Source organism: Raskinella chloraquaticus (SeqCode) (assembly GCF_021731865.1).
In the GTDB taxonomy this organism is placed as follows: domain Bacteria; phylum Pseudomonadota; class Alphaproteobacteria; order Rhizobiales; family UBA4765; genus Raskinella; species Raskinella chloraquaticus.
This window is the reverse complement of record NZ_JAKFWN010000016.1, coordinates 140,274-165,852: the sequence shown is the minus strand read 5'-3', so window position 1 is coordinate 165,852 and position 25,579 is coordinate 140,274. Positions and strand designations below refer to the sequence as shown.

Sequence of the window (25,579 nt, the reverse complement as noted above, 5' to 3'; positions counted from 1 at the left end):
ATCACAATTTGTAGCTGGTGCGAAAGCCGCCCCAATGACGCCCTTCGACGGTGATGGGGGAATCAACTTCTTTCATCATCACGAACTGCCCGCCTCCCAGATCGCGCCGGTAGACCTGGATCAGCGAGGGTCGCGTGTTGCGCGCTGCCATCAGACCGGCACGATCATCAAACAGGCGGCGATTGCGGCAATTGGCCGTATTCCACACCACGTCATCACCGCGCTGGGGGTGGGAATATTTCGTGTTGTGAACCGGCAGGTAGGCATTGAGATCAACCGCAGCACAAAACACCATGCTGGGGTCAAGCGCCAAAAGAGGCTCCTGCACGGGCGGCAGAATGTCGTCAAGAACGTCAACTGCGCGGTTTTTATATTGCTGCGGATTGGTGCCGGCGATCGGCCGATAATCGGTGTCAAACAGCGTGGCAAGCGACAGCACGCCATCCCGAACCGCCTTGGTCATCACGGCGCTGATGTCGGCAGCGCCTTTTTTGGCCCGCTCCACATAGACGCTGTATTCCTGCTCAAGCGTGGTCAGAACAGATTGAACGGCCTCCAGCGGTTTGTCCTTGTCGGCGATAAAGCGAACATGCAGGCCCAGTGGGCTTTTTGCGACAATTTCACCCTGCACCAGCCCCAGACGCTCAAGCTGCATATCAACGCGACTGCCAACACCGGCTGTGATCGTTCCGCCGGCGATCAGGCATCCGCCGCGTGACAGATCGATCGTCTCGATCGGCTGCTCCGCGCCGCCAGACCGCATCAAACCCTTCAGGCTCACCGGCAGGCGGTCATGAACGCGCCGGTCGCATTGCGGCGTCTGGCGCAGCACCATCATCAGGCGCTGCATCACGTCCTTGACCGAATGATCCATCGCAGCCGACGTCTGGTTCACCGCCGCCGTCGCCGCCGCCGCCTGACCGCTCGCTCTCGTCATCTCCTGCGCGCGCGCGGCCACACCTTCCGCAAAGTGCGCCGTATCATCCACGCTGCGCCCCATATCGGATGCCGCTTCGATCTGCTGATCAACGGCAGATTTCACAAGCGCAAAGGACGGCTTGATCTCGTCGATGCTCTTGATGATGCGATTGACAGCGTTGATGTTGGTTGAGGCCGTTGCCTTGAGGCGGGCAATCGTCGCGGCAATTTCACCGGTTGCGGTCCGTGTTTCAACCGAAAGCGCCTTCACTTCAGAGGCCACCACCGCAAACCCCTTGCCGGCAGCCCCCGCCCGCGCCGCCTCGATGGTGGCGTTGAGCGCCAGCAAATTGGTTTGCCCGGCGATGTCCGAAATCACCGAGACCACACGCTCGATTTGCTCGATGGCCTTCGACAATTCATCGACCGATACCGCTGCCTCGCCGGCGATCGACTGCGCACTTTCAGCGAGCGCCGCAGACAGACCCGCCTGATGTTCGATCTGCTGGCTCGATTGCGTGAGATCGGTGAATGCCAGACGTAGTTTCTGCGTACGCTCCAGCGCATCGACCGTTGTTGCGGCAAGCGCCTGCGTATCGCGACCAATCCCCTCGATCACGCTGGCGCTGTCGCCGATGCGCGCGCGCATGTCGGACCCAGCCGCATCCATCCGGCCGGCAGCCCTCCTGAGATCACTTTCGAGAAGCTCGACAACTTCGCCCAGGATGTCCGTTTCGTGCACATTTCCCGGCAGGATCGGCGACGGGGCGGGGTCTGGACGCAGCGGTGACTCTGCCAGTTGCCTTTTCGACAGGAAACGTTTGAACATGCGCAACAACCTTGGTGATCGGACAATTCTTGTCGCCGATCACGCCTAATTGTTGGTAAATGTGGCTGATTACGCTCATGTATTTCGATGAGCGGACATCAGCTTACATATTGTTTTACCGTCTGATTTCTACAAAATTAAACAAAAAAGGCCGGATAACCGACCTCCTTTGCCTGCCAATTAAAATTTCTGACGACGATCAGTGAAATTCAGAAAGCACCGATCACGATGGCGCCGACGAACACGAAAGCGGCACACACCACCAGCACATTGATACGGCTCAATGCTGTCATGGATTGCTCTCCCTGCGTTTGATATTCGTCCCCTTCAGCCAGTGCACTATAGCTCATCGCGACGCTTATGTGAAGGTCTTGTTCATATTCCGTTAACCTGTGGACAATCGATACCCGCCCCTGCCATTGGCGATGAACTTTAATCCGGCCTCACCACGGGATCGTTGTTCCATCATAATTGAGGAACGTTCCGGCAGCCTCGCACCCGGCGCTGTCGATCGTCCGAATGATCCCGGTTGCGGATTGTTCCACACTGATATCAGCGCCTGCCCCGCCCATGTCGGTGCGCACCCAGCCCGGGTGCATGACAAACGCGATGATGTTCTCCTGCAGCAGCTCGGCTGCTACCGATTGGATGGCTTTGTTGATACCGGCTTTGGACGCGCGGTAGGAGAATTGTCCATCACCCCGTTGAAACGACCCCATGGCCGATGAAATCGTCGCCACCTTGGAAACTTGCCCGCCTTTGCCCATCAGCGGTGCGAAATTCTGCAAAACACGCAGCGGCGCGACCGTATTGACCATCATGGTTTCGGCAAAGGCATCCAGGTCAGCCGTCAGAATGCCACGCCCACGATCACGATAGATACCGGCATTATTGACCAGAACATCGATCCGCTCCTGACTGAGCGCAGCGCGGGCAGCACTAAGTGAAGCCGCGTCCGCGACATCGGCCGCCAGCAGCTTGAGGCGTGTACGTGCGCCCTCGATCGCCCGCAACGCGTCGCATTTCAAAGGATCACGCACAAGCGCGATGACGTCATCACCTCGCCCGAGAATCTTCTTGGCGATGCCAAGACCGATGCCGCGACCGGCGCCCGTGATCATCCAGCAACTCATGAATGTGCGCTCCTCAACGGCCACCCGCGTCGGATGCAGCAGGCTGGCACGTTTACTCCCTGTACGGCTGCAGCGCACTTACTGCAACTGGCCGAAACAGGAGATGATGATGGCAAGGTCACATATGCTGGTTGCTCTTGGTGGAGCAGTTTTTCTGACGATGGCTACCCTGGCCGGCATGGCGGTGGCACAAAACCGTGGCCATGGCGGTCCACCACACGGCGCGGCGCAAGGCGCTGGCGATACGGGGCCGGACTTCGGCGGGCGGCATGGCGGCGCCCTCATGAACCCCCAGCGCCTCATCGACGGCATTTTTGACCGCCTCGACCGCAATTATGACGGGGTGATCGAGACTGCCGAATTCAAAAGCATGATCGAGAACCGTTTTGATCGCATCGACCACACCAGGAAAGGCGTCATCACGGCAGCGGACATAAAGGCACGCGGGGCCGGCGACTTCCCCCGCTTCGGCCACGGTGGGCGCGACCGCGAGGTGATGATCGACCGCTTCATCGCCCGCTTCATGGAAAGCTTCGGCAAGCCGGCTGACGGACAGGTGACAAAAGCCGAATTTGTCGAGGCCTACATGGATGTCTTCACCTACATCAACCGCGCCGGTGATGGCAAAGTGACGCGCAAGGACGTTGAACAATATTTCAACGTGGCGCGGCGCATGGCCCCGGCTTTGCGCGGATAAGGGCTGACGGCGGGACGAGCATGCGCTTATCCTACCTGCCCATGGCTGAGAGCGACCAGAGCGACGATGATCTCCTCGCCGCCACAACGCGTGGCGAGGAGCGCGCGTTTGCGCTGCTGGTATCGCGCCATGCCGATAAATTGCGCGGGCTCGCCTTCCGCCTGACCGGTAACAGTGCCGATGCCGATGATCTGGTGCAGGAGGCGTTTTGCCGCGCCTTCGTTCAGGCAAAGACATGGCGGCACGAAGGCATTCGCTTCTCGACCTGGCTCTACCGGGTGGTCACCAATCTCGCTTTCGACCGCTCGCGGCGCCTTAAGACACGCCGCCTGGTAGCGCTCGATGCTGTTGCCGAGCCGATTGATGAGCGCCCCGATGCACTGGACAACATGAATGAAAACGAGCGACGCCAGGCGGTCAACAAGGCAATCAGCAACTTGCCCGAGCGCCAGCGCCAGGTGGTCGTGCTGACCTACGGCGAAGGGTTGAGCAACGCCGAAGTGGCCGGCATGATTGGCATTACCATCGAGGCCGTCGAGGCTGCACTGACACGAGCGCGCATCAGTTTGCGTGACCAGCTTCGCGAGAGCGGATGGATGACAGAGGAGAAAGAAAATGAGCGTCGATCACGACCTCTTCACCGCGCTTGAGCGTTACGGCGCCAATTCGGCGCGCTGGCCACCGGCGCTCCTCAAGGTGATGGAACAGACCCGCGCCACCGATCCCAGTTTCGCCGCCGCGTGGGATGATATGACCCGCCTCGAAGGGCTGATCGCCAGCAGCATGGAGGTGCCGCCGGCACCGATCGCCTATGGCAGCGGCATGGCCGCACGCACGCTGTCGCTGATGGGCGAACGCCGGCACCGGAAGGTCGCACGGCTGACGCTGGCCTTCGGCGGAAGCTGGGCTGTCGCAGCCATGATCGCCGGCCTCGTCGCAAGCCAGCTGCTGACAACTGGCGAGAGTGATGTACTCGCCTATGCCGAAATGGCGTTGGGCACGACGTCGCTGATTACGGGAAATTGAGGGGAGATACGGCAATGCTGATTAAAGGACGCTGGGCCTGGGCCGTTCTGATCGTCATGTTCCTGTCGCTTGGCGTTAATTTTTTCATGTTGGGTTTTCTGGTGCGCGGCAGTCCATGGCCGCACTTTTTCCGCAGTGGCCCTCCTATTGCCGGCATGCTGGAGGATTTTCCACCCGATCTGCGCCGCACCATTGGTCGCCAGCTGCGGCAGGATCGTGACGCGATCCGCGCCTCGGTCGATGCCATCCGCAGCAAGAGGCAGGAAATCGCCGCAGCCTTCCGCTCTCCCGTCATTGACGTCAATCAGGTGCGCGGCCTGATGCGCGACGTGCGTGAGCTCACGGTCAAACTGCAGGAGCAGGCCCAGGAAACCATTCTGACCAGCGTCAGCCAATTGCCGGCAGCCGAGCGCGCCCGCATTGGCGAGCGCCACGGCGAGGGGTCGCGCTGGCGTTGAACATGGTCAGTGAAGGCGCGCGATGACACCTTCGATGAAATGGGCGGCGGCGAGCGTCTTGTGGTCCTCGCCAAACGGGCCGATCACCTGAACACCGAGCGGTAATCCGGCACTGTCGCGCATGCCGGGCACCGAAATCGCCGGATCGCCTGTCATCGTCCACAGGCGATTGAAGACAGCCCGCCCCGTCGAGGCAAGCGTTGCCGGCGGCGGCCCGGGTGCGGCAGGTTGAACCAGCACATCAAGGGTGCCGAAAATCCGCTTCATCTCCCGCCGCGCCCGCGAGGCAATCGCGCGAGCCTCGTCATATTCGGCAAACCCGATCTTCTGCGCCGCGTCCAGCTCACCGCGCACAAGCGGCGGCAAGCGCTCACGGTAGCGCTCATATTCAAAGGCAAGCGCCATGGCCGATTCAAACATCTGGATGGCCGCATGCGCCTCCCACGCTTCGTGCAGAACAGCGACATTCCCGACCGCGACAATCTTTGAACCGGCGCGCTCGGCAGCCTGCACCACCGCCATCACCGCCTCGCCAATGCTTTTGTCGGCCATCCCCCAATCCGGAACGTCGATGATCCCGAGCGATGGTGGCAAGGCATTGACGCCATCAACACGCAAGGGACGGCCGGTGAGCGCGCCGGCGAAGAAGGCTGTGTCAGCGACCGTCGGCGCGAAAAGTCCTACGGTATCGAGAAACCACGAGAAATGCTTGAGGCCAACCGTCGGCAGCAGGCGATAGCTCGGCTTGTAGCCAGCAATGCCGCAATAGGATGCCGGACGCACCACCGAGCCGCCGGTCTGCGTGCCAACCGCAAACGGCACCATGCCACCCGCAACCGCCGCAGCGCTGCCAGCCGACGAGCCACCCGGCGTATGACCTGGCGCCACAGGGTTTTCGGTCATTGTCGGATCGAGATGGGCGAAGGCTGTCGTCGTTGTCTTGCCGATGATCGTCCCGCCCGCCTTGCGCGCCATCATGACAATCGCCGCATCGGCCGGCGGACGGTTGGCGGCATAGATCTCGCTGCCAAAGGCTGTCGGCATATCAGCCGTTTCGAACACGTCCTTGATGGCGACCGGTAATCCCTTGAGCGGCTGCCGCGAAGAAGCGCTCACCTGGCGGCGTGCGCTTTCGATATCAAGGTGAGCGAAGGCCTTGATCACGGGCTCGCTGGCAGAGATCGCCTGCGCGTAACCGTCGAAGGCAACGTTCGCTGTGGTCTGCCCTTCCTCGATGCGCTTGAGGAGGGGAAGCACGGCAGACGGAGATTTTGGCGACATCATGTGACCTTGAACGACCTTGCATCAGGAGATACGAAACTCGGTGAAGCGCTGATAAAAAGCAAGAGGCCTTGCCGGATCGTGGCAGGATCAATTCACCGTTAAGACCAATGTCTGGGGCGGCTTTTTCCTCGATAATATTCTAGACAGAAGCTCGTCAAAGGGTTGGAGACGCAATTCATCATGAGCCTTGTCGACCGCGTCGTTTTGAACAACACCAGCCCCGCTCCACGCTCTGACATCAACCGGCTGGTGCTGGTTGCCTCTGTCGGCGCGCTCGTTGCTGTCGCGCTCAACGCTGTCACGGTGGACGGCGGCAGCTGGCGGCTGGCCGCGCTGACACTGGTGGGCGCGCTCCTTGGTATCGTCCTTTATCGCGCCTCGTTTGGCTTCTCCAACGCCTTCCGCCTGCTCCTCGAGAACCGTGACGGTACTGGCCTTGCCGCCCACGCCATCATGCTGGCGCTGACGAGCGTGTTTTTCTTTCCACTGATCGGGATCGGCAGTTTTCTCGGCCAGCCCATCGGCGGCCCGGCAACGCCGATCGGCATCACCCATATCTTTGGCGCGATCCTCTTCGGCATCGGCATGCAGATCGGTGGCGGATGCGCCTCCGGCACGCTCTTCGCACTGGGTGGCGGCAACGGAAAACTCCTGTCGACGCTCGCCGGCTTCGTCATCGGCTCCACCATCGTCGCCACCCATATCGGCTTCTGGTGGGGCCTGCCGGCGCTCCCCGCCACCACCATGATGGGTGTCTTCGGCTGGCAGGCGGGCCTTGCGGTTCAGCTGGTGCTGCTCGCGGCGATGTTTGTCTTTGCCCGCCGCCGCGCCCGCCTCTCGGAGCTTGATCTCACCGCCCGCTTGTCGTGGCAGACATTGCTGATCGGGCCATGGCCACTCATCTGGGGCGGCATCGGCCTTGCCCTTCTCAACGTCGCCACCCTCATCATCGGCGGCTTTCCGTGGAGCGAGACCTCCGCCTTCATGCTGTGGGGCGGCAAGATCGTGCAAGCCGTCGGTATCGACCCATCGCACTGGGATTACTGGGTGTTGACCGGACAGGCCGATCAGCTCACGGCCAGCATCTTCGCCGACAAGGCCTCCGTCATGGATCTAGCGATCATCCTCGGCGCTGCTTTTGCCGCTGCCAGCGCCGGGCGCTTTGACGCGCGCCGCGGCGGCTCGAACCTCGCCTGGATCGGCGCCCTCATCGGCGGCATCCTCATGGGCTATGGCGCCCGCCTGTCAAACGGCTGCAATATCGGCGCCTATTTCAGCGCCGTCGCCGCCGGCGATCTTGCAGGCTTCGTCTGGGTGCCCGCCGGTATCCTCGGCAGTGCGATTGGCATCCGGCTCAGACCGTTTTTCGACCTCGTCGAAAAACGCCAGGATGACGCGCCGGTGTGTTGAGTTGAGGCTGATCTGAGCGGTGTCCTTTGCGGGAGTTCCCCTCACCCGGCCCTGCGGGCCGCCCTCTCCTGCAAGGGGAGAGGGAAAAAAGAGGGCGATCACATCGCAAACCCTACTCCCTACTCCCTACCTCGCGAATTGCTTGTATTTGATGCGCCTCGGATTGACCGCGTCAGCCCCAAGGCGGCGTTTTTTATCTTCCTCGTAATCCTGGAAATTGCCCTCGAACCATTCGACATGGCTGTCGCCTTCAAAGGCGAGGATGTGCGTGGCGATGCGGTCAAGGAACATGCGGTCATGGCTGATGACGACGGCACAGCCAGCGAAATCTTCCAGCGCTTCTTCCAGCGCCCGCAGCGTCTCGACATCAAGATCATTCGTCGGCTCGTCGAGCATCAGGACGTTGGCGCCCTTCTGCAGGATCTTCGCCAGATGAACGCGGTTGCGCTCGCCGCCTGACAGCTGGCCTACTTTTTTCTGCTGGTCGCCCCCCTTGAAATTGAAGGCACCGCAATAAGCGCGCGAATTGATCTCGCGTTTGCCCAGATAGAGGATGTCGTTACCCCCGGACACCTCCTCCCACACGGTCTTCTTGCCATCGAGGCTGTCACGCGACTGATCGACATAGCCCAGCTGCACGCTGTCCCCGATCGTGATCGTCCCGGCGTCGGGCGTGTCATCACCGCTGATCATGCGAAAGAGCGTCGTCTTGCCCGCGCCGTTGGGGCCGATGACACCGACGATCCCGCCCGGCGGCAGGCGGAAGGAGAGATTATCAATCAGCAGCTTGTCACCATAGCCCTTGCGCAGGCCGCTAAAGTCGATGACGTTCTGTCCCAGCCGCTCGGCGACCGGAATGATGATCTGCGCGGTTGTCGGTCCACTGTCGGCGGCCTTCTTGACCAGTTCATCGTAGCGCTCATAGCGCGCCTTTGATTTCGACTGGCGGGCCTTCGGCGAGGATGAAATCCACTCACGTTCGCGCTCGATGGTTTTCTGCCGCGAGGCTTCCTCGCGCCCTTCCTGCTCGAGGCGCTTCTGCTTTTGCTGCAGCCACGACGAATAATTGCCTTCATAGGGAATGCCGCGCCCGCGATCGAGCTCGAGGATCCACCCCGTCACATTGTCGAGGAAATAGCGGTCATGGGTGACGATCAGGATGGCGCCGGGATAGTCGCGTAAATGGTTTTCGAGCCAGGCGACCGTCTCCGCATCCAGATGGTTCGTCGGCTCGTCAAGCAGGAGCAATTCCGGTTGGCTCAGCAGCAACTGGCAGAGCGCGACCCGGCGTCGTTCGCCGCCTGACAGCTTGTCGACCGCCCAGTCATCGGGCGGACAGCGCAGCGCGTCCATCGCCTGATCGACCTTGCTGTCGAGGTCCCACAAATTCTGCGCATCGATGATGTCCTGCAGCGCGGATGCCTTCTCGGCGTTCTCGTCCGTGTAATCCATCATCAGCGCGTTATACTCATCGAGCACCGCCTGTTTGGCAGCAACCCCGATCTTGACGTTCTCGCGCACCGTCTTGCTGGGATCAAGCTGCGGCTCCTGCGGCAGATAGCCGACCCGCGCTCCCTCCGCCACCCAGGCTTCACCCGTCCATTCCGTGTCGAGCCCGGCCATGATGCGCAAAAGCGTCGATTTGCCCGAACCGTTGATGCCAAGCACGCCGATCTTGGCGTCGGGATAAAATTGCAGGTGGATGTTGTCGAGGACGGTCTTGCCCCCGGTATAGGTCTTCTTCAGACCCTTCATATGATAGATGAACTGCCGCGCCATGGCTGTCGTCGGTCCGTGCTCAAGGGATGGGGGTCGCGTTTGGTCGCGACGAGGTCTGGCTTGTAGCCCAGCCCCGGCCCTCAAGCAATGTCCGCGTCGTCGGGTTCAGTTATCGGTGATGCGGATGATCTTGGCGCCTGGCGTCTGGCGCAGCAGCTGGGGCGATTCTCCACCCGGCGGGCAGGCAGCGAAGGGTTTGAACGGGCCGTCGGGTACTGTCAGCACGACCGGCGCGCAGGCATCATGCGCTGCACGCTGGCGGGGGCGCCGCTGCTGGCTGATCTGGTTGATGACAATGACGGGCGCCGGCTGCACAACCCGGATGACGGGCTGCGGCACGCCGATGACAAAGGTGCCGTAATTGACCACATAGGGTCCGCCACCACCGCCGACAAAGCCAAGATAGGGCGCTGAATTGCTGCTGCCGACATAGCCATAGGGGCTTTGGGCCAAAGCCGGCCAGGCGAACACAAGGCTCCCTGCCATCACTGCCATTCCAACCACACGACGCATTGCTCTGATCCTCCGCAATTCCGCGAAAAACCCTCGCGGACACGCTGCCGACATGCTGATGTTAACTGATCGTTAAGCCCTTGTCATCTCAGGCGTCTGACACAAGCATTTGAAATGACTCGCAATCGGGTGTTGAACCAAGGTTCAACTGGAAGCTTCACCTGCAGCCGCAAACAGGCTAACTGGAAGCGCCTCCGGCGCGGGGGCCCGTAGCTCAATGGTCAGAGCCGGCGGCTCATAACCGCTTGGTTGCAGGTTCGAGTCCTGCCGGGCCCACCATTTCTGTCTTCCGGCGCGCCGCCGCGCGCTGCTATAATGATCGCCCGCATGCCCCGGTGGATCGAACGGATAGAGGCCCATGGATACACAACCGGTTACCTTCACCTCAAGGACGGGCGTCCAGTTATCCGCGCGGCTTGAACGCCCCACGGGGACCCCTTCGGCTTATGCCCTTTTTGCCCATTGCTTTGCCTGCGGCAAGGATTCAAGCGCGGCCGTCCGCGTCTCGCGAGCACTTGCGGCGCGCGGGATTGCCACGCTGCGCTTTGATTTTGCCGGCATCGGCCAAAGTGGCGGCACCTTCGTTGAGCAGACCTTTTCCTCAAGTGTCGATGATCTGATCAGCGCCGCCGATCATCTGCGCTCGACCTTCGCCGCCCCGGGGTTGCTGGTTGGCCACAGCCTGGGCGGGGCGGCCGTTATCGCTGCTGCCGAACGCATTGCGGAAGTACGCGCCATCGTCACCATCGGTGCGCCTGCTGATACCGCGCATGTCGAGCATAACTTCGCCGCCGCAGTCGAGGTCATCGAAAGCGAGGGCGAGGCTGACGTGCGTCTGGGCAAACAGACCTTCCGCATCGGCCGCGCTTTGCTCGATGACATCCGCGACCAGCCCCAGCGCGAACGGATCGCCGGGCTGAAGCGGGCCTTGCTTGTCCTCCACGCGCCAACTGATTCAGTCGTCGGCATCGAGAATGCGTCAGCCATTTTCCTTGCCGCGAAACATCCCAAGAGCTTCGTGTCGCTGGATGACGCTGATCATTTCGTCTCGCGCAAGGAGGATGCCGATTACGCCGCCGAACTGATCGCTGGCTGGGCCGGTCGCTATTTGAACCGTGGAACCGCGCTGGCGTAACTGCCAGCCGGCCAAGGCTGTTTGCTGTCGATCAAACCGGCAAGCGGGCCGGCGGAGATGTGGCACCCGCGCTGTTTGACGCCAGATGCGCCCATGCCGGCCGGCGAAACAGGAAACCAAGCCACATGCCCCGGACCGCAGCACCCAGCGCCAGCGACGCCATGATCGCACCCGCCGTCACCAGCGCTGACACCAGACCGACACTGTCGAACAGCTGAGATTTGACCAGGACCAGACGGCCAGCCGCCATCGGCAATACAAATGACAGGTAGATGGTCAGTGAGTGCCGCCCACATATCGCCAGCCAGTCGAAGCAACGCCAGCGCTCCAGCAGGCTTGCCAGCGTCACCACCGCGAGCACACCGAAGATGGCATAGAACAGGGTAAACCCCGGAATATCGGCAAGCCCCGTCCTCACCCCTATCGCCTGTTCCAACGCCCAAAAGATGAGCCCAAAGATTGCCACCTTGGGTCGCGCACTGACCAACCTTGCGAACGCAAAAATACGCGCGCGGAAATGATGGCCGATCAGAAAATAGATGAGATAAAGGCAGAAGCTGTTGACCATTGTCGAGCGCGTCAGCGTCGACCCCATCGCATAAGGATCGTCTCCCGGCCAGGACGCGGCGAGAAGGTGAAGCGCCACGGCGAGGAACAGGACGGCAAACGGCGCAAGCCCGCGCGTCAATCTGGCAAAGAGGAAGAAGAACGGCAGCAGATGGATGAACCACAGCGTGCTGAAGGGTTCAACCAGACCCGCCGCATAGGCCTCGAGAAACGCGCCGGGTGACAACAGGCGCAGCTCACCAGCCTTGACGAGCAGAATGATCAGCAGCCACAACCCGTAGAAATAGGCAAAGTGGACAACTTTACGATCAAGGAATTGCCGCCATGGCAGCGTCAGCGAGCCAGCGATGAAAAGCCCGGACACCATAAAGAAATCCGGCATCCGGAACGGCTTGGCAAAGGCGATTATGTCGTGAACGAAGCCCGTCCCGTTCATCGCCACACCGACACCAAGCGCTGAATGCATCATTACCACCATGATGATGCAGATGCCACGGGCCGTATCGGCAAAGCTTGCCCGCGGCATTGCGGGAGCTGCACCCTGCATGCTCGTCGACGGTTCGGATAACTCTGCCATAACGCTCACAGATGGCAGAAAAGTGTAAAAACGCCCTTACACCGGGCATCAAAGACCAGTTGGTCTATGATTTCAAACAGTCATCGGCAGACTGCCCAGCGCCGCGAGCACCCTTCTTCCGATCTCCGCCGTTCCTGCGCCGCCGCCGATTTCGCAGGGCTGCGTCCCCTCGCGATAGATGCTGTCCACCGCCTCGCGGATAAGGCTTGCTGCCCGCAGGGCCTGGGGTCTGCCATGTTTTTCCCCAAGCCAGTCGAGCATCATGGCGCCCGAGAGGATCATTGCCGTCGGATTGGCTTTTCCCTGACCCGCGATGTCAGGCGCCGTGCCGTGGCAGGGCTGGAAGACGGCGTGCTGGAGCCCGATATCGGCGGAAGGAGCAAAGCCCATGCCGCCCATCAGCCCGGCGCCGAGATCGGAGAGAATATCGCCGAACATGTTTTCCATCACCATGACATCAAGTGTCCAGGGCCGGCGCACCATGTCGAGGGCTGCCGCATCGACATAGAGATGGTTTGCCGCAATGTCGGGATTAAGCGCTGCCCGCTCATCGAAAATCTTGCGGAAGAAGGCATAGGACGCGAAGATGTTCGCCTTGTCGACGCAGGTGACAAGACCCTTGCCGCCCCGCGCCTTGCGCTGGCGGGCAAGCGCAAAGGCGCTGTCAAACAGCTTCTCGCATACCGCGCGCGTGATCGTCAGTGTGTCATGCGCCTCGCGATCATCAATCACCCTGCCCTTGCCACGCGACACAAACAGCCCTTCGGTCGATTCACGAATGACGATGAAATCGAGCATCGCCGCGCGCGGATCGCTGAGGATCGGCGTCAATCCCGGAAGGGTGCGCACCGGGCGCACGCCGGCGAACAGGCCAAACTCGAAACGCAGATCAAGCTGCGGGGCGATCTCGGTGCCATCGGGGTAGCGGATGTCAGGCCAGCCCATGGCGCCGAGCAAAATCGCATCCGCGTGGCGCGCCGCCTCAAGGGCTGATTCAGGTAACGCCACGCCATGGTCGCGATAGTGCAGCGCGCCCGCCTGATGCGTCTCGAAGCGAAACGAAAGCCCGCCGATCCGGGCCGCCGCCGCTTCAAGAACCGCGAGGCAAGGCGCCATCACTTCATGTCCGACACCATCACCAGGCAAGACGGCAATAGCGAAACTGTCATTGGTGTTCATCATCTCTCCGATCCTGTCCCCAGCCATACCAGACCGCGAATGCAAAAGCGGCGCAAGGCCGCAACCTTGCACCGCTTGATGACGATTAAGGGATGATAGGTGATCGAAGCTCAGTAACGCCGGTTGCGGCGCACCTCCGTGGTTGTTGTCACGCGACCATCCGGGTGGCGGACAACCGTGCGCTTCGCAACGCGACCGCGATAAGAGTTGCGCCAGCCATAGTGACGCCCGCGGTTCCATTCGCTGCCGCGCCGCTCGACACGCTCGCCTCGCACAATCCTTCTGCCTGAATAAACGTTGCCAGGCGTTGTCACGATGACTGCCTGCGCCAGTTCGGTTGGGCGCGGCTGGGGAATCGGGATGCTGTCCGCCTGGGCAATTGACGACGTGGATAAAAGACCGGCAAACAATAGGGCTGTAAAACCTGACCTGGTCATGAGTGGTAACTCCACTTTTCGATTTTGATGACAAACTTGACGACCATGAAACGCGATCGGCGGGCAATCGTTCCCTCTGGTGGAAACAAGCGCGTCGTGATCAGACCGCCATCTACTCGCAGATGCGGTAATTGGCGGTGCGTCCATGCAGCGCCGTATCGAAATGAAAATGATTGCCGTGTTCGGCGTTGGAGCCTGGGCCAAGGACAGTTGTGAAATAGCCGCAGGCCGCATGTCTGAGGCCCCGGATAAAGGCAAGTGTGGCGGCATCGTCCTTGCCATCATCCGGATGAACCGCGATCTGCCGGCCATCGCCCAGAGTAAACATCGTCACGTCCGCCGCCGCCGCCCGCGCATGCTCGCTTGGTTTGGTGTCAGACTGGTTGTTGCGGTTGCGACAGACATATCCAGGGCCCGTCGCTACGTGGGATAGAGGCGCAGAAAATCTGGCACGTGCCAGGGGCGCAGCGATATCCTGCACAAAGGATGTCAGCGTTGCCGCAAAATCGCAGGCAAGGACCGGCTTGTCAGGAAACGATACCAAGCCGAAAGGCGTGTCCACCGCCTCGATCTCGACGGTGTTATCCACGCTGCAGGAACCACGCTCGCTGCGGCCGGTCACGTTGAACCGTACCTTTTGCCGCTTGAGCCGGGCAAGACAATCCGCCGCCTCGTCAGGCAATGGCGCTGCAGGGCTTGCCGGCGGGACGGGATCAGGCCGAACCGCGTCAGGGCGTGGCAGAGGCTGGGGCGCGATTTGCGCGCTGGCGATGAAGGGAAGCAGCATCATGCTGGTCCAGGAGACCATCCGCAACAGCCGCATCGGATCCGCTCTCACCCTCGACCTGTCTCATATACGCCAGAACAATGCCGGGCATGCCCGACCGATCCATGCGACGCTCCGGCAAAATTCCTTGAGACGGCAGTTGAAACGGTTATCATCCGGTCATTTACCGGTTGGCATAGCGAAATTGTTGACTGGCCGCCCGACCACATGACCAAGGATATTCCATGCTCGATCTGAACCCGCGCGATTGGTCATCCCAGCCAGCCTATATCGACAGCGGCTATCGCTCAACCGCGTTGCGCGGCCCGACCAGACCGCTGATACCGCTCAAACCTGCGTTGGCCGCACTCGATGGCCCGGTTTTCGGCCACGAGATGATCGGTGCGCTTGACGGCGATCTCACGCGCAACGGTCAGCGCAATGGCGCGCCGCTGGGTGAGCGCATCATCGTCACCGGCCGTCTGCTGGACGAAGACAAGCGTCCGGTACCGGGCGCATTGATTGAAATCTGGCAGGCCAACGCCGCCGGCCGCTATATTCATAAGGTAGACCAGCATCCAGCCCCCCTGGACCCAAATTTCTTCGGTGGTGGCCGCTGCCTGACCGATAGTGAGGGCCGCTATCGCTTTCTCACCATCAAGCCTGGCGCCTATCCTTGGGGCAATCACCCGAATGCCTGGCGCCCCAACCACATCCATTTTTCCGTCTTCGGCAGGCAGTTCGCCACCCGACTGGTGACGCAGATGTATTTTCCCGGCGACCCCCTGCTGACCTTCGATCCGATCTACAACAGTTCGCCCGAAAACGTCCGCACCCGGATGGTGTCGAGCTTTTCGCTGGATGTTACCGAGGAAGGCTTCGCGCTAGGCTTTGTCTTCGACATCGTCCTGCGCGGCACCCATTCATCGGTATGGGAAAAAGCCTGATGAGCACCAGAGGGAAGCTTGGACAGACGCCGTCACAAACCGTTGGGCCTTACTTTGCCTACGGGTTGACGCCGCAGCAATATGGCTACGATTTTGCGAGCATCGTCACCCCCTGTATGGCCGGGCCGGAGGTGGAAGGGACGCATATACATATCGCTGGCTGCGTCTTCGACGGGGCTGCAAAACCGGTCAACGACGCCATGATCGAATTATGGCAGGCTGACGCCACAGGGCGATATCCGGGCACAGACGGGGTCAATAACCGCTTCACCGGCTTCGGGCGCTGCGGAACCAACGCTGATGGCGGGTTCTTTTTCGATACCATCAAGCCCGGCATCGCCCGACCCGATGATGCTCCCTTTATCAATGTCACCGTCATGATGCGCGGTCTGCTGCTGCATGCCTTCACCCGCATCTATTTTTCCGACGAGGTGAAAGCCAATGCCCATGATCCGGTTCTGGCTCTCGTGCCCGCCGGGCGCCGGTCAACCCTGATTGCCGATCACCATGCGGCGGGCAAGTATCGCTTTGACATTCACATGCAGGGGCCTCAGGAAACTGTCTTTTTTGACCTGTGATTTTACCGCAACGACCAGCACCTGAGGGACCAGCCGATGACGACACCCTGCATCATCACCGTCGCCATCACCGGCTCGCTGCCAACCAAGAAGGACAATCCCGCCGTCCCCATTTCGGTCGCCGAACAGATTGACTCGACCCACGCTGCCTTCGAGGCCGGCGCCACGCTTGTTCACGCCCATGTGCGCAATGACGACCAGACGCCGACCTCCGACCCCGAGCGCTTCGCCCGCCTGCAGGAGGGTCTGAAGAAGCACTGCCCCGGCATCATCATCCAGTTCTCGACCGGCGGGCGCTCGGGCGCAGGCCGCGAGCGCGGCGGCATGCTGCCACTGCAACCCGACATGGCCTCTCTCTCCACCGGCTCGGTCAATTTTCCGACCCGCGTTTACGAAAACAGCCCCGAGCTTGTCGACTGGCTCGCCGCCGAGATGAAAACCTACAACGTCAAACCGGAGATCGAAGCCTTTGACCTGTCGATGATCTTCAAGGCGGTTGAAATGAGCCGGTCAGGCGCCATCCCCGGTCGGCTCCACGTGCAATTCGTCATGGGGGTAAAAAATGCCATGCCGGTTGATCGCGCCTCGTTCGATTTCTTCATATCAACACTGAAGCGGCTGGCGCCTGAGGCCACCTGGACAGGGGCTGGCATCGGCAAGGACCAGCTGACGCTCAATCACTGGTCGCTCGCCGCCGGCGGCCATTGCCGCACCGGGCTCGAGGATAATGTGCGCATGGATCGCGACACGCTGGCCCCCTCCAACGCGGCGCTCGTCAAACGGGTGGCCGACCTGTGCGCCCAATATGGCCGTCATCCGGCAAGCGTTGCCGAAGCGCGCGCCATCATGGGCTTGGCGAACTGATCGCAAAGGCCAGCCCGGCTGGATCCTTGAGGCGGATGAGGCCATCGGCGTCAGCCTTGGACCTTGCCTGGAAGGCAGCCATGACAGCCTTGTCACTCACCCTGATCTCGACCTCGGCCAGACCGGTCATGCCCGACGACCGCGCCGGCGCGCCTGCCGACTGCCATTGATTGGTGGCGATGTGGTGGTGATAGCCGCCAGCAGAATAGAAAACCCCGCCCGGCCGCCGGTCCATTTCCTGTAGTCCGAGCTGATCAACATAAAAGCTGCGGACCGCGTTGATATCGCCAACCCGCAAATGCACATGGCCGATGCGCGCTTCAGGCGGAAAACCGCGATGGGCCTCAGCAACCGCGCCAGCTGAAATCACCCCTTCGACATCCATGCGCTCGGTCGTCATGTTGACGCCGCCATCGCGTCTTGGCCACTCATCGCGCGGTCGATCGGCATAGACCTCGATGCCATTGCCCTCGGGATCATCGAGGTAAAAAGCCTCGCTCACCCCGTGATCGGACGCGCCCGAAAATTCCGCCCCTCGCCCGTGCACGCCCGCAAACCAGCGGCCAAGGGCAGCCCGCGATGGCAACAGGAAAGCCGTATGGAACAGCCCGGCTGAGCGCGGCGATTCCGGTGTCGCCCTCGGGCTATGGTTGAGATGGAGATAGGCCTCGCCGCCCGATCCCAGCGATATGCGTCCATCATGCCTGTCAACAAGCTCAAGACCGATGATCTGCTGGTAGTAATCAGCAAGTCGAGGCGCGTCTTTGGCATTGAAGGTAACGGCGCCGATGTGAAGCGGCGACTGATGCGATTGAAGCATGACGATTGACCTTGGTTGGGCGAAAATACCAAAGCAAGGAGCGCAGCGATCACGCGCCGTGCTCCCTGCTGGTGCGCTCAGGCTGCCACTTTACGCAGCGATCCGGAAGCGCTCACAACATCCTGCAAGGCATAAGCGCCATTGCCGAGCATCGCCTGGACAATCAAGGCCATCGTCCAGAACAGTGGAAACTCCCAGCCGCCATTGGCATTCGAGAAGAGCCAGCCATTGCTGGAATGAACCATGGTCGCACCGACGAGCAGCGGCAATGCGGCAAGCGCCACGTAGCGCACATAAAGGCCGGCGATCAGCATAACACCGCCCACCACCTCGATGGCGATGGCGTAATAGGCAAGCGCACCGGGAAAACCAATGCTCTCGAAGAACCCGACCGTACCGGGCACGGTGAAAACGAACAGTTTGAGCAAACCATGCGCCAGGAAAGTAACGCCAAGAGTGAGGCGAAGAAGCATTGCCGCTATGGCCTGTTGCGATATCGACATGACATGAACTCCTGAAAGGGCAGACGCCTCACCAGGGAGGCGCATGACCAGACAATAGGTCATATCCCTTCTGATGATTAGTGGGATAAAAATGCCGATATTATTTCTATAATGGAAATAATACACGCGCCAGACTTGCCCTCACCGTACCGAGAAGGGGGATTGATAAGGCCGCCCGTAAGGAACCCCGCCGATCACCACGGTCACCGGCTTGAGCTGCACCTTGCCCTGCCGTTTGTTGTTGCGCGTATCAACGAACTCAACCGGCCCCTCGACCATCTCCAGCACCGAGACATCACCGGGCGCGCCGATCTGAAGAGTACCAAGCTTTGCGGTGCGATTGATGATAGCGGCCGGCCTGGCGGTTGCCATCGTCACCACCTGTTCCAGCGAAAATCCCAGATTGAGGAATTTGCTCATGACCCAGGTGAGGTAAGGCATGCCGGGCGTGTTGGCTGAAAAAACATGCGCGTCGGATGAAATCGTATCGGGGCCCGCACCGCCCTGAATGGCAATGTCGGCGACCGTATAATCGAAACTGCCGCCACCATGACCGACATCAAAGATGACGCCGCGCTGCTTGGCAGCAAGGGCTGCCGGCAACAGCTTGCCGTCTTGCACGATATTGGTGAAGACGTTCGACAGGTTCGGCGCACCCGAATAGGAATGCGTCAGCACGTCGCCAGGACGCAGCAGATCAAGAATATCCGACATCAGCTGAGCGGTATCGACCCCGCCGATATGGCACATGATCCTGGCCGGCGTGCCGGAACGCTCACAGGCAAGCATCGCCCGCTTCAGCGGCTCGGTACCATGCTTGGCGATGACATTTTCCGACATGCGCACTTTAACCCCAAGCGCGATATCAGCGTTTTCAGCCACCGTCTTGGCGCAGGCATCGACCTGCGCGAAATCGATATTGTAAAGTTCTGCCACCGGAAACGGAGTGAGGCCAACATTGGCGATGTGGACGAAGGCATAAAGCCTGGTGCGCGTCTGCGGTACGACATAGCGACGGAAGGCCGCGAAATTATTGGCGCCCGCATCGCCCGCCGACACCATCGTGGTCGTTGCCTGAAACGGGATGAGTTCGTCAGCCGGAATGCCGATCGCCGAGCCATAGGGATAGACATGGGCGTGGAGATCGATCAGGCCAGGGATGACGAGCTTGCCCGAGACATCCATCACCTTGAGCGCGCGCTCGGCGGGAATGGATGCCTCGATCGCTTCGATCACCCCATAGCGGATACCGATATCGCGTTTGCCTTTGAGATTCTGGCTGGGGTCGAGCACATCGCCGCCTTTGACGATGAGATCGAATTTGTCGTTTGGTCCGATCGCCGCGCGGGCGGCCCCACCAACGCCGATGGCGGCGATTGAAGCTGTTGAATGGGCGAGAAAGTCCCGGCGCGACCACTGCATGCTATCCTCCCGCTTTATGTCGAGTTGCACGCAGGCTGCGCCCTCTCTTCATCTGCGGTCAAGACAGTAGGGATGTCCTATCCGCCCTGCGCGATTTGACGCACGCTTATTCCCCCCGCACCTTGCCGCGCAGGCTCTTGACCGACCCGCGCTGCTGCTTGGTGCGGATGCGCTCTTCCTTCGCTCCCTTCGGCACTTTGGTGGGCCTGCGCCGCTTGGGCGCGACCGCTGCCTTGCCGATCAACTCCAAAAGCCTGTCGATCGCATCCTGCCGGTTGCGTTCCTGGCTACGATAGCTGTGTGCCCGAATGACCACGACACCGTCATTGGTGAGCCGACTGCCGGCCAGTTTCTGCAGGCGGATCGAGACATCGTTGGTCAGGCTGCGCGAGCGCCGCGCATCGAACCGCAACTCGATGGCCGTTGCCACCTTGTTGACATTCTGCCCACCCGGCCCGGCTGCCGCGCGCAAGGGGGTAAACACAAGCTCAGCCTCGTCGAGAAGGATCGACGGCGTGACGACAAGGCCGGGCGCACCATCAACCATGACCCCTCATTCCACCCATTTGGAAAAGAGCTTCGCGTAGGCTCCCATCTCGCGCATCTGATGCAGCCACTGATCGACAAAGAGCTTCAGCGCATAATCGCGTCGCATCATGTAGGCCTTCTCGGAAAAATCGAACGGCTTGTCGGGATGGAGGGCGCAGAGCTCGGGACGCAGCTTCTGCTGTAGCCTCGTCTCCACCGCATCCGTGATCATCACATCGGCCCGACCCTGCACGATCTCATCGAAGATTGTCGTATTGTCGGGGTGCACACGGATGGGCGCCGTCTTGATGTTGGCGCGCGCGAAGCGTTCATTAGTGCCCCCGGGATTGACGACCACCCGCACTTCCGGCTTGTCGATATCCTTGATTTCGGCGAAGCGCTCCTTGTCGACGCAGCGCGCAATCGGCGTTTTGCCATCACGCAGCAAGGGGGTCGAGAAATAGGCCTTCTTCTGGCGATCAAGCGTGATCGACACCCCGCCCACCGCAATATCGAAGGCGCCCGCTTCCAGGTCTGCCAGCATCTTGCCCCAGGCCGTGGGCACGATCTCCAGCTTGACGCCAAGCGCCTTGGCCAGCGCCTCAGCCATATCGACATCGAGCCCTTCATATGCGCCGCTGGTCTTGCTCTTTTCGCTGAAGGGCTTGTAATCCCCCGTCATGCCGACTTTGAGCGTGCCTCGCGCAATAATCTCATCGAGCAGGGCTGAATCAGCCCGCGCCGCCGGTATAGCCGCCGCGATCAACCCGAGCGCCAGCCACAAGACCCGCATTCTTTCCTCCTTGCAGCGCCATTTTCGCGCCATCATACCGCCCATAACACCTTCCAGCCTCTATCAATGCGCCCGAACCCGGCGCAGCGGAGACGATGATGGCAAACTTTTCAGAACTGCGCACCCGCTTCATGCTGATGATCGCTTTGGCGATCGCAGCCGCTTGCTCCACCACATCTCTCCACGCCGCCGATGGCGCCGAACCGGCCCGCCTGTCATTGACAGGCCGGGGCGAAGCGCATGCCACGCCCGACATCGCCACCATTACCATCGGCGTCGTGACCCAGGGAGCCAACGCCCGTGACGCCGCCCAGGCCAACAACCGCGCCATGAACGAGGCCGTCAACAGCCTCAAGGCTGGCGGTATCGAGGCGCGTGATTTGCAAACCTCGAATTATACCATTCAGCCTCTCTATACGTCTGATCCCAACCGCTCCACCACGCCGCGCATCGCCAGCTATCGCGCCACCAACACGCTCATCGTGCAGATACGCGATCTCACCAAGGTAGGCGACCTGCTCGAGCGGGCCGTTTCGCTCGGCGCCAATACCGTCAGCGGGCCGAATTTTTCGTTGGCCGACCCGGAGATGAAACGCAACGAGGCGCGCAAGGCAGCAATGGCGGATGCCCTCGCGCGCGCTAGACTCTACGCTGAAGGGTTGGGTTTTCGCCTTGGGCGTGTGTTGATGGTCCGTGAGGGTGAAACTTTTGCCCGCGCCCGCCCCTTATCAGCCGAAGTGCGCGCTGCCGCTTCGCCCGCCCCTCCCCCCATCGAGGCCGGCGAAAGCACGATTTCCGCAAATGTCAGCGTCGATTGGGAAATCCTGCCGCCTCAATAGGCTGACAATCGAGTTTTCCTGTCAATATAGCACTCATCAGCGCCAGATATTACCATAGAAGGGACTTGCCATCCCCTGAATTTTGCCATATTGCGCTGCACAATAATCGTATTCATCAAGGTTGGATCAACTGTTAGATCAATACCTTCCCTCTCCTCTCCAGGACATTTCCAGATGACATATCCTAATCGCGCTACCTTGCGCGCACTCGGTATTTTGCTTGCCACCAGTTGCTCGATGTTTTCTTTTGCCTCTCAAGCAAAACAGGTTGGCGTTGCCTCCTACTATGGCGCCGAGCTTCATGGGCATCGGACCGCCTCGGGCGCCCGTTTCAACCGCCACGCCATGACGGCTGCCCATCGCACCCTGCCCTTCGGGACCCAATTGCGTGTCACCAACCTGTCAAACGGCAAAAGCGTCGTCGTGCGCATCAATGATCGCGGCCCCTTCGTGCGCCGCCGCGTGCTTGATGTGAGCGAGGCCGCCGCCCGCCAACTCGGCTTTATCGCCCGCGGCACTGCGAAAATCGCGTACGAGGCGCTTTGACAGCGGGGCGTCGCGGGATTACCGCTGCAAGCTTGCAGCGGGTGCCCCATGCCAAAAACCGATACGCTCTTCGTCACCAAACTCTATGCGGCCCGCTCTGGTTCAGCCGCCACCCTGGCTGATCTTGAAACAGCCTGTCGCCAGCTCGCCGTAGATGACGAGGCGGGGCGGGCGTGGTGCCTGGCTCACGCCTATCCGGGCTACACCTCTTACGGGTCGCTGAACGATCTGCCATGGCGCTTTTCTGTGGTGAAATCGCTGGTGCGTTCGCTTGATCGTCACGTGGCGCGGTTTGCTGATGAGGTCGGTTTTGATCTGGGCGAGCACCCGCTCGTCCTCGACAGCCTGTGGGTGAATGTTCTTGATCCCGGCGGCTTCCATGCCGGCCATATTCATCCGAATTCTGTCGTCAGCGGCACGTTTTATGTCACATCGCCAGAAGGCGCCGGCACGATCCGTTTCGAGGACCCGCGCCTGCCGGCGATGATGGCGGCCCCGCCGCGCCGCAAGGACGCCGGCACTGACATGCGAAGCTTCATCGAGCGCGAGCCCAGACCAGGCTCATTGCTGCTGTGGGAAAGCTGGCTGCGCCATGAGGTGCGCCCCAACCGCGCGAGCGCCGAGCGCATCTCCATCAGCTTCAATTACCGCTGGCGCTGAGCCGACCTCAGGCTGTCTGCAATTGGGTAGCCTGCCGGCGGCGCCACAGCAGCCAGGCGACGATAGCGAGATTGACGCCGTTCCACGCCGCCCCGTTGAGAAAGGCCAGCCGGTAGGAAAACGTCAGGTCGAAAATAACGCCCGACATATAGCCGCCGACCGCCATGCCGGCGATGGTCGCCGAAATGACGAAGCCGATGCGCTGCCCGGCCTCCTGCGGCGGCAGGAACTCCCGGCAGATGACCGCATACATCGGCACGATGCCGCCCTGAAACAGGCCGAAAATGCCGGAGATGACATAAAGCGAGGTCAGTCCATCGAAATAGAGGTAGAGGACAAGGGCGATGCCCTGCATCAGCGATCCGATGACAAGCGTCGTCGAGCCGCCGATACGGTCAGCAAGAATACCTGAGGCGATGCGCGAGAAAATGCCAAGAAAAAGCATCAGCGACAGCATTTCAGCGCCACGCGCCACGCCGTAACCGAGGTCTCCGCAATAGGCGACAATATGCACTTGCGGCATCGACATGGCGACACAACAGGAAAAGCCGGCAATCATCAGCAGGATCTGCAGCGCGCGCGGCGAAACGCCCAGATCAGCCCGCGCCGCTTCCGTGGCAGCCCTTGCCTCATCCATCACGCGCTGCGACGGTCGCCGGCGCACCAGCCATGACAGCGGCAGGATGAGCGCCGCAACCGCGATACCGATGCCGATATAGGTGCCGCGCCAACCGAAATGCGGAATTGAGGCCGTTATGATCAGCGGCCACACCGTGCCGGCAAGGTAATTGCCGGAGGCGACGATGACGACAGCAAGCCCGCGCTTCCTGACAAACCAGTGCGAGATATCAGCCATCATCGGCGCAAACCCGGCGCCAGCGCCGATACCAATGAGGATATGCAGCACAGAAAATCCGGTCACCCCCGGGACAAGCCCTGCCAGAACGAAACCCGTGCCCGAGGCAAGACTGGCAATGGCAATCGGCAGGACAATTCCAAACCGGTCCGACAGGCGGCCAAGCACGATGGTGCCGAAGGCAAATCCAACCATCGTCAGCGTATAGGGGAGAGATGCCTGGCCACGAGCGATGCCAAACTCGGCCTGAACCGCTGGCAGGACCACGATGATCGCCCACATGCCAACGCCCGAAATCGTCGAGATCACCAGCGCCAGCAGGAGACGCCAATAGGCGTAGGGGCTATCGGGCAGAGCTTCGGAACGCGCCATCATCATGGCAGCACCATCATCAGCCGCCCTCGTGAAGTCAATCGCCCCGGCCGCGATGCAGTCATGCAGTCGGCAGGGTGAGCGTCACTCCTGACTGAGCATCGTTCTGCCACCATCGCCAACGCCCCATGTATCCGACAGAACATAGCCCTCGGGATAAGGATCGCTCGGGTCAAGCACGTAGTGATGAAATCCGGTGATCCAGCCCCGTCCCTCGATGCTGGGGATGATGGCTGGACGCCCGCCAAGCTGTGCTTCTTCCTCGATGACACCGCGAAAGCGCGAACCGATGAGCGATTCATGGACGAGACTATCGCCAAGTGTCATCTCGCCGCGCGCGTGAAGGACAGCAAGCCTTGCCGACAACCCGGTTCCCGTCGGGCTGCGATCCGAGCGTCCAGGTGCAACGATGCAGGTGTTGCGCGCCACCGTTCCCGGTCCTGCAAACGGCGCGTTGAGCTGGACAATCGACACGCCACGAATAGCCGGGTTCTCCGGATGCGCAACATCGGGAAACTGCGCGCGCGCTGCCACCCGCACTGCTTCGCCCAGTTCAGCCAGCGCCCGCGCTTCGCCAGCCTCCAAACGCAAACCAAGCCGCGTCGCATCGACCAGCGCGTAGATCATGCCCCCATAAGCGATATCGATCACGATCTCACGGCCATCGCCGAGCCGCAGCTTCTGGTCAAGAAGCAGGGCCTGACAGGCGACATTGCGCAGTATCACCGATCGGCATTTGCCGTTCTGGCAACGGGCCACCACATCGACCGGTCCGCCCGGCATATCGAGACGAAAGCGTGTCTCGGGCTCCACCATCGCCACCATGCCGGTTTCAAGCAGGACGGTCGCAATGCAGATGGTGTTTGAACCCGACATCGGCGGATATTCGGTGGGTTCCATGATGATGGCGCCGGCTGCACAGTCAGGGCGTTTTGCCGGGACAATCAGATTGATGTGACGCGCCACCGAACCACGCGGCTCGCACAATAGAAAGCGCCGCAGCCCGTCCTGCTCGCGTGCGAAAGCCTGCATCATGGCAAACACGCTGTCACCGGGCGGCGGCAGGATGCCGCCAACGATGACATCGCCGATTTCGCCCTCGGCATGGCAGCCGACAACCTGGATGACACGCCGCGCCTGCAT

At 61.0% G+C, this 25,579-nt stretch carries 29 protein-coding genes and 1 tRNA gene; 13 read left to right on the top strand and 17 right to left on the bottom strand.

Annotation, left to right across the window (positions count from 1 at the left end; all coding sequences use genetic code 11):
• Nucleotide 1 precedes the first annotated feature (1 nt).
• The 3 genes from ACINK1_RS06525 to ACINK1_RS06515 form a co-directional block, all read right to left on the bottom strand.
• Nucleotides 2-1,747, bottom strand: coding sequence for a methyl-accepting chemotaxis protein (locus ACINK1_RS06525; RefSeq protein WP_376801419.1), 1,746 nt, complete (start codon nt 1,745-1,747; stop codon nt 2-4).
• 209 nt (nt 1,748-1,956) lie between these two features.
• The gene (locus ACINK1_RS06520) at nt 1,957-2,097 is read right to left on the bottom strand and encodes a hypothetical protein (RefSeq protein ID WP_376801420.1); all 141 of its coding nucleotides are present in this window, start codon (nt 2,095-2,097) and stop codon (nt 1,957-1,959) included.
• A gap of 93 nt (nt 2,098-2,190) precedes the next feature.
• Nucleotides 2,191-2,880 carry an SDR family oxidoreductase gene (locus ACINK1_RS06515; RefSeq protein WP_395760039.1) on the bottom strand — a complete coding sequence of 230 codons (690 nt, stop codon included), beginning with the start codon at nt 2,878-2,880 and terminating at the stop codon, nt 2,191-2,193.
• Between the two features lie 109 nt (nt 2,881-2,989).
• On the opposite strand from ACINK1_RS06515, the gene ACINK1_RS06510 reads away from it, so the two are divergent.
• The 4 genes from ACINK1_RS06510 to ACINK1_RS06495 are packed head-to-tail and all read left to right on the top strand — an operon-like array spanning nt 2,990 to nt 5,061.
• Nucleotides 2,990-3,577, top strand: a complete 588-nt coding sequence (locus ACINK1_RS06510) for a hypothetical protein (protein WP_376801422.1) — start codon at nt 2,990-2,992, stop codon at nt 3,575-3,577.
• A gap of 41 nt (nt 3,578-3,618) precedes the next feature.
• Nucleotides 3,619-4,227, top strand: a complete 609-nt coding sequence (locus ACINK1_RS06505; RefSeq protein WP_376801423.1) for a sigma-70 family RNA polymerase sigma factor — start codon at nt 3,619-3,621, stop codon at nt 4,225-4,227.
• Nucleotides 4,193-4,603 (top strand): hypothetical protein, encoded by a 411-nt coding sequence (locus ACINK1_RS06500; RefSeq protein ID WP_376801424.1) that lies wholly within the window; start codon nt 4,193-4,195, stop codon nt 4,601-4,603. Before ACINK1_RS06505 ends, ACINK1_RS06500 begins: the two co-directional genes overlap by 35 nt.
• A 14-nt stretch (nt 4,604-4,617) precedes the next feature.
• Nucleotides 4,618-5,061 carry a periplasmic heavy metal sensor gene (locus ACINK1_RS06495; RefSeq protein ID WP_376801425.1) on the top strand — a complete coding sequence of 148 codons (444 nt, stop codon included), beginning with the start codon at nt 4,618-4,620 and terminating at the stop codon, nt 5,059-5,061.
• A 6-nt stretch (nt 5,062-5,067) separates the two neighbouring features.
• On the opposite strand, the gene ACINK1_RS06490 is transcribed toward ACINK1_RS06495, so the two are convergent.
• Nucleotides 5,068-6,345 (bottom strand): amidase, encoded by a 1,278-nt coding sequence (locus ACINK1_RS06490; protein ID WP_376801426.1) that lies wholly within the window; start codon nt 6,343-6,345, stop codon nt 5,068-5,070.
• Nucleotides 6,346-6,525: 180 nt separating this feature from the next.
• Here ACINK1_RS06490 and ACINK1_RS06485 point away from each other — a divergent pair, with 180 nt between their 5' ends.
• On the top strand, nt 6,526-7,755 hold the full coding sequence (locus tag ACINK1_RS06485) for a YeeE/YedE family protein (protein ID WP_376801427.1): 1,230 nt from the start codon (nt 6,526-6,528) through the stop codon (nt 7,753-7,755).
• 126 nt (nt 7,756-7,881) lie between these two features.
• Here the strand turns inward: ACINK1_RS06485 and ettA are convergent, their stop codons facing one another.
• A complete protein-coding gene (gene ettA, locus ACINK1_RS06480) occupies nt 7,882-9,534 on the bottom strand; it encodes an energy-dependent translational throttle protein EttA (protein WP_376801428.1) in 1,653 nt (550 codons plus the stop codon).
• 105 nt (nt 9,535-9,639) lie between these two features.
• Nucleotides 9,640-10,047, bottom strand: a complete 408-nt coding sequence (locus ACINK1_RS06475; protein ID WP_376801429.1) for a hypothetical protein — start codon at nt 10,045-10,047, stop codon at nt 9,640-9,642.
• A gap of 203 nt (nt 10,048-10,250) precedes the next feature.
• On the opposite strand from ACINK1_RS06475, the gene ACINK1_RS06470 reads away from it, so the two are divergent.
• Nucleotides 10,251-10,326 (top strand) — tRNA-Ile (locus tag ACINK1_RS06470).
• A gap of 79 nt (nt 10,327-10,405) precedes the next feature.
• Complete coding sequence (locus tag ACINK1_RS06465) at nt 10,406-11,182, top strand: S9 family peptidase (RefSeq protein ID WP_376801430.1); 777 nt, start codon at nt 10,406-10,408, stop codon at nt 11,180-11,182.
• A gap of 31 nt (nt 11,183-11,213) precedes the next feature.
• On the opposite strand, the gene ACINK1_RS06460 is transcribed toward ACINK1_RS06465, so the two are convergent.
• From ACINK1_RS06460 to ACINK1_RS06445, 4 genes are all read right to left on the bottom strand, one after another.
• Nucleotides 11,214-12,296 carry an acyltransferase family protein gene (locus ACINK1_RS06460; RefSeq protein ID WP_376803372.1) on the bottom strand — a complete coding sequence of 361 codons (1,083 nt, stop codon included), beginning with the start codon at nt 12,294-12,296 and terminating at the stop codon, nt 11,214-11,216.
• Between the two features lie 102 nt (nt 12,297-12,398).
• Nucleotides 12,399-13,505 (bottom strand): isocitrate/isopropylmalate dehydrogenase family protein, encoded by a 1,107-nt coding sequence (locus tag ACINK1_RS06455; RefSeq protein ID WP_376801525.1) that lies wholly within the window; start codon nt 13,503-13,505, stop codon nt 12,399-12,401.
• Nucleotides 13,506-13,615: 110 nt separating this feature from the next.
• The gene (locus tag ACINK1_RS06450) at nt 13,616-13,942 is read right to left on the bottom strand and encodes a hypothetical protein (protein ID WP_376801432.1); all 327 of its coding nucleotides are present in this window, start codon (nt 13,940-13,942) and stop codon (nt 13,616-13,618) included.
• Nucleotides 13,943-14,054: 112 nt separating this feature from the next.
• A complete protein-coding gene (locus ACINK1_RS06445; protein WP_395760038.1) occupies nt 14,055-14,732 on the bottom strand; it encodes an extensin family protein in 678 nt (225 codons plus the stop codon).
• A 221-nt stretch (nt 14,733-14,953) separates the two neighbouring features.
• Here ACINK1_RS06445 and pcaH point away from each other — a divergent pair, with 221 nt between their 5' ends.
• The 3 genes from pcaH to ACINK1_RS06430 are packed head-to-tail and all read left to right on the top strand — an operon-like array spanning nt 14,954 to nt 17,097.
• Entirely contained in the window at nt 14,954-15,655 is a 702-nt protein-coding gene (gene pcaH / locus ACINK1_RS06440; protein ID WP_376801434.1) for a protocatechuate 3,4-dioxygenase subunit beta, read from the top strand.
• Nucleotides 15,655-16,233, top strand: coding sequence for a protocatechuate 3,4-dioxygenase subunit alpha (gene pcaG, locus ACINK1_RS06435; RefSeq protein WP_376801435.1), 579 nt, complete (start codon nt 15,655-15,657; stop codon nt 16,231-16,233). The genes pcaH and pcaG overlap by 1 nt, the downstream gene beginning before the upstream one ends.
• A gap of 36 nt (nt 16,234-16,269) precedes the next feature.
• A complete protein-coding gene (locus tag ACINK1_RS06430; RefSeq protein WP_395760037.1) occupies nt 16,270-17,097 on the top strand; it encodes a 3-keto-5-aminohexanoate cleavage protein in 828 nt (275 codons plus the stop codon).
• Here the strand turns inward: ACINK1_RS06430 and ACINK1_RS06425 are convergent.
• The 5 genes from ACINK1_RS06425 to ACINK1_RS06405 all read right to left on the bottom strand — a co-directional run bounded on the left by ACINK1_RS06425 (nt 17,078) and on the right by ACINK1_RS06405 (nt 21,163).
• Nucleotides 17,078-17,917 (bottom strand): VOC family protein, encoded by an 840-nt coding sequence (locus ACINK1_RS06425; protein ID WP_376801437.1) that lies wholly within the window; start codon nt 17,915-17,917, stop codon nt 17,078-17,080. The two genes, ACINK1_RS06430 and ACINK1_RS06425, sit on opposite strands and share 20 nt — an antisense overlap.
• Before the next feature lie 77 nt (nt 17,918-17,994).
• Entirely contained in the window at nt 17,995-18,420 is a 426-nt protein-coding gene (locus ACINK1_RS06420; RefSeq protein ID WP_376801438.1) for a DoxX family protein, read from the bottom strand.
• A gap of 141 nt (nt 18,421-18,561) precedes the next feature.
• Entirely contained in the window at nt 18,562-19,842 is a 1,281-nt protein-coding gene (locus ACINK1_RS06415; RefSeq protein WP_376801439.1) for a twin-arginine translocation signal domain-containing protein, read from the bottom strand.
• Between the two features lie 106 nt (nt 19,843-19,948).
• Complete coding sequence (arfB, locus tag ACINK1_RS06410) at nt 19,949-20,389, bottom strand: alternative ribosome rescue aminoacyl-tRNA hydrolase ArfB (protein WP_376801440.1); 441 nt, start codon at nt 20,387-20,389, stop codon at nt 19,949-19,951.
• Between the two features lie 6 nt (nt 20,390-20,395).
• Nucleotides 20,396-21,163, bottom strand: a complete 768-nt coding sequence (locus ACINK1_RS06405; protein ID WP_376801441.1) for a transporter substrate-binding domain-containing protein — start codon at nt 21,161-21,163, stop codon at nt 20,396-20,398.
• Between the two features lie 98 nt (nt 21,164-21,261).
• On the opposite strand from ACINK1_RS06405, the gene ACINK1_RS06400 reads away from it, so the two are divergent.
• The 3 genes from ACINK1_RS06400 to ACINK1_RS06390 all read left to right on the top strand — a co-directional run bounded on the left by ACINK1_RS06400 (nt 21,262) and on the right by ACINK1_RS06390 (nt 23,208).
• On the top strand, nt 21,262-22,002 hold the full coding sequence (locus tag ACINK1_RS06400) for an SIMPL domain-containing protein (RefSeq protein WP_376801442.1): 741 nt from the start codon (nt 21,262-21,264) through the stop codon (nt 22,000-22,002).
• Nucleotides 22,003-22,176: 174 nt separating this feature from the next.
• Nucleotides 22,177-22,548, top strand: a complete 372-nt coding sequence (locus ACINK1_RS06395; protein ID WP_376801443.1) for a septal ring lytic transglycosylase RlpA family protein — start codon at nt 22,177-22,179, stop codon at nt 22,546-22,548.
• A 48-nt stretch (nt 22,549-22,596) separates the two neighbouring features.
• Nucleotides 22,597-23,208 (top strand): TIGR02466 family protein, encoded by a 612-nt coding sequence (locus ACINK1_RS06390; RefSeq protein ID WP_376801444.1) that lies wholly within the window; start codon nt 22,597-22,599, stop codon nt 23,206-23,208.
• A 7-nt stretch (nt 23,209-23,215) separates the two neighbouring features.
• Here ACINK1_RS06390 and ACINK1_RS06385 read toward each other — a convergent pair whose 3' ends face one another.
• On the bottom strand, nt 23,216-24,442 hold the full coding sequence (locus ACINK1_RS06385) for an MFS transporter (RefSeq protein WP_376801445.1): 1,227 nt from the start codon (nt 24,440-24,442) through the stop codon (nt 23,216-23,218).
• Nucleotides 24,443-24,520: 78 nt separating this feature from the next.
• Complete coding sequence (locus ACINK1_RS06380) at nt 24,521-25,579, bottom strand: proline racemase family protein (RefSeq protein ID WP_376801446.1); 1,059 nt, start codon at nt 25,577-25,579, stop codon at nt 24,521-24,523.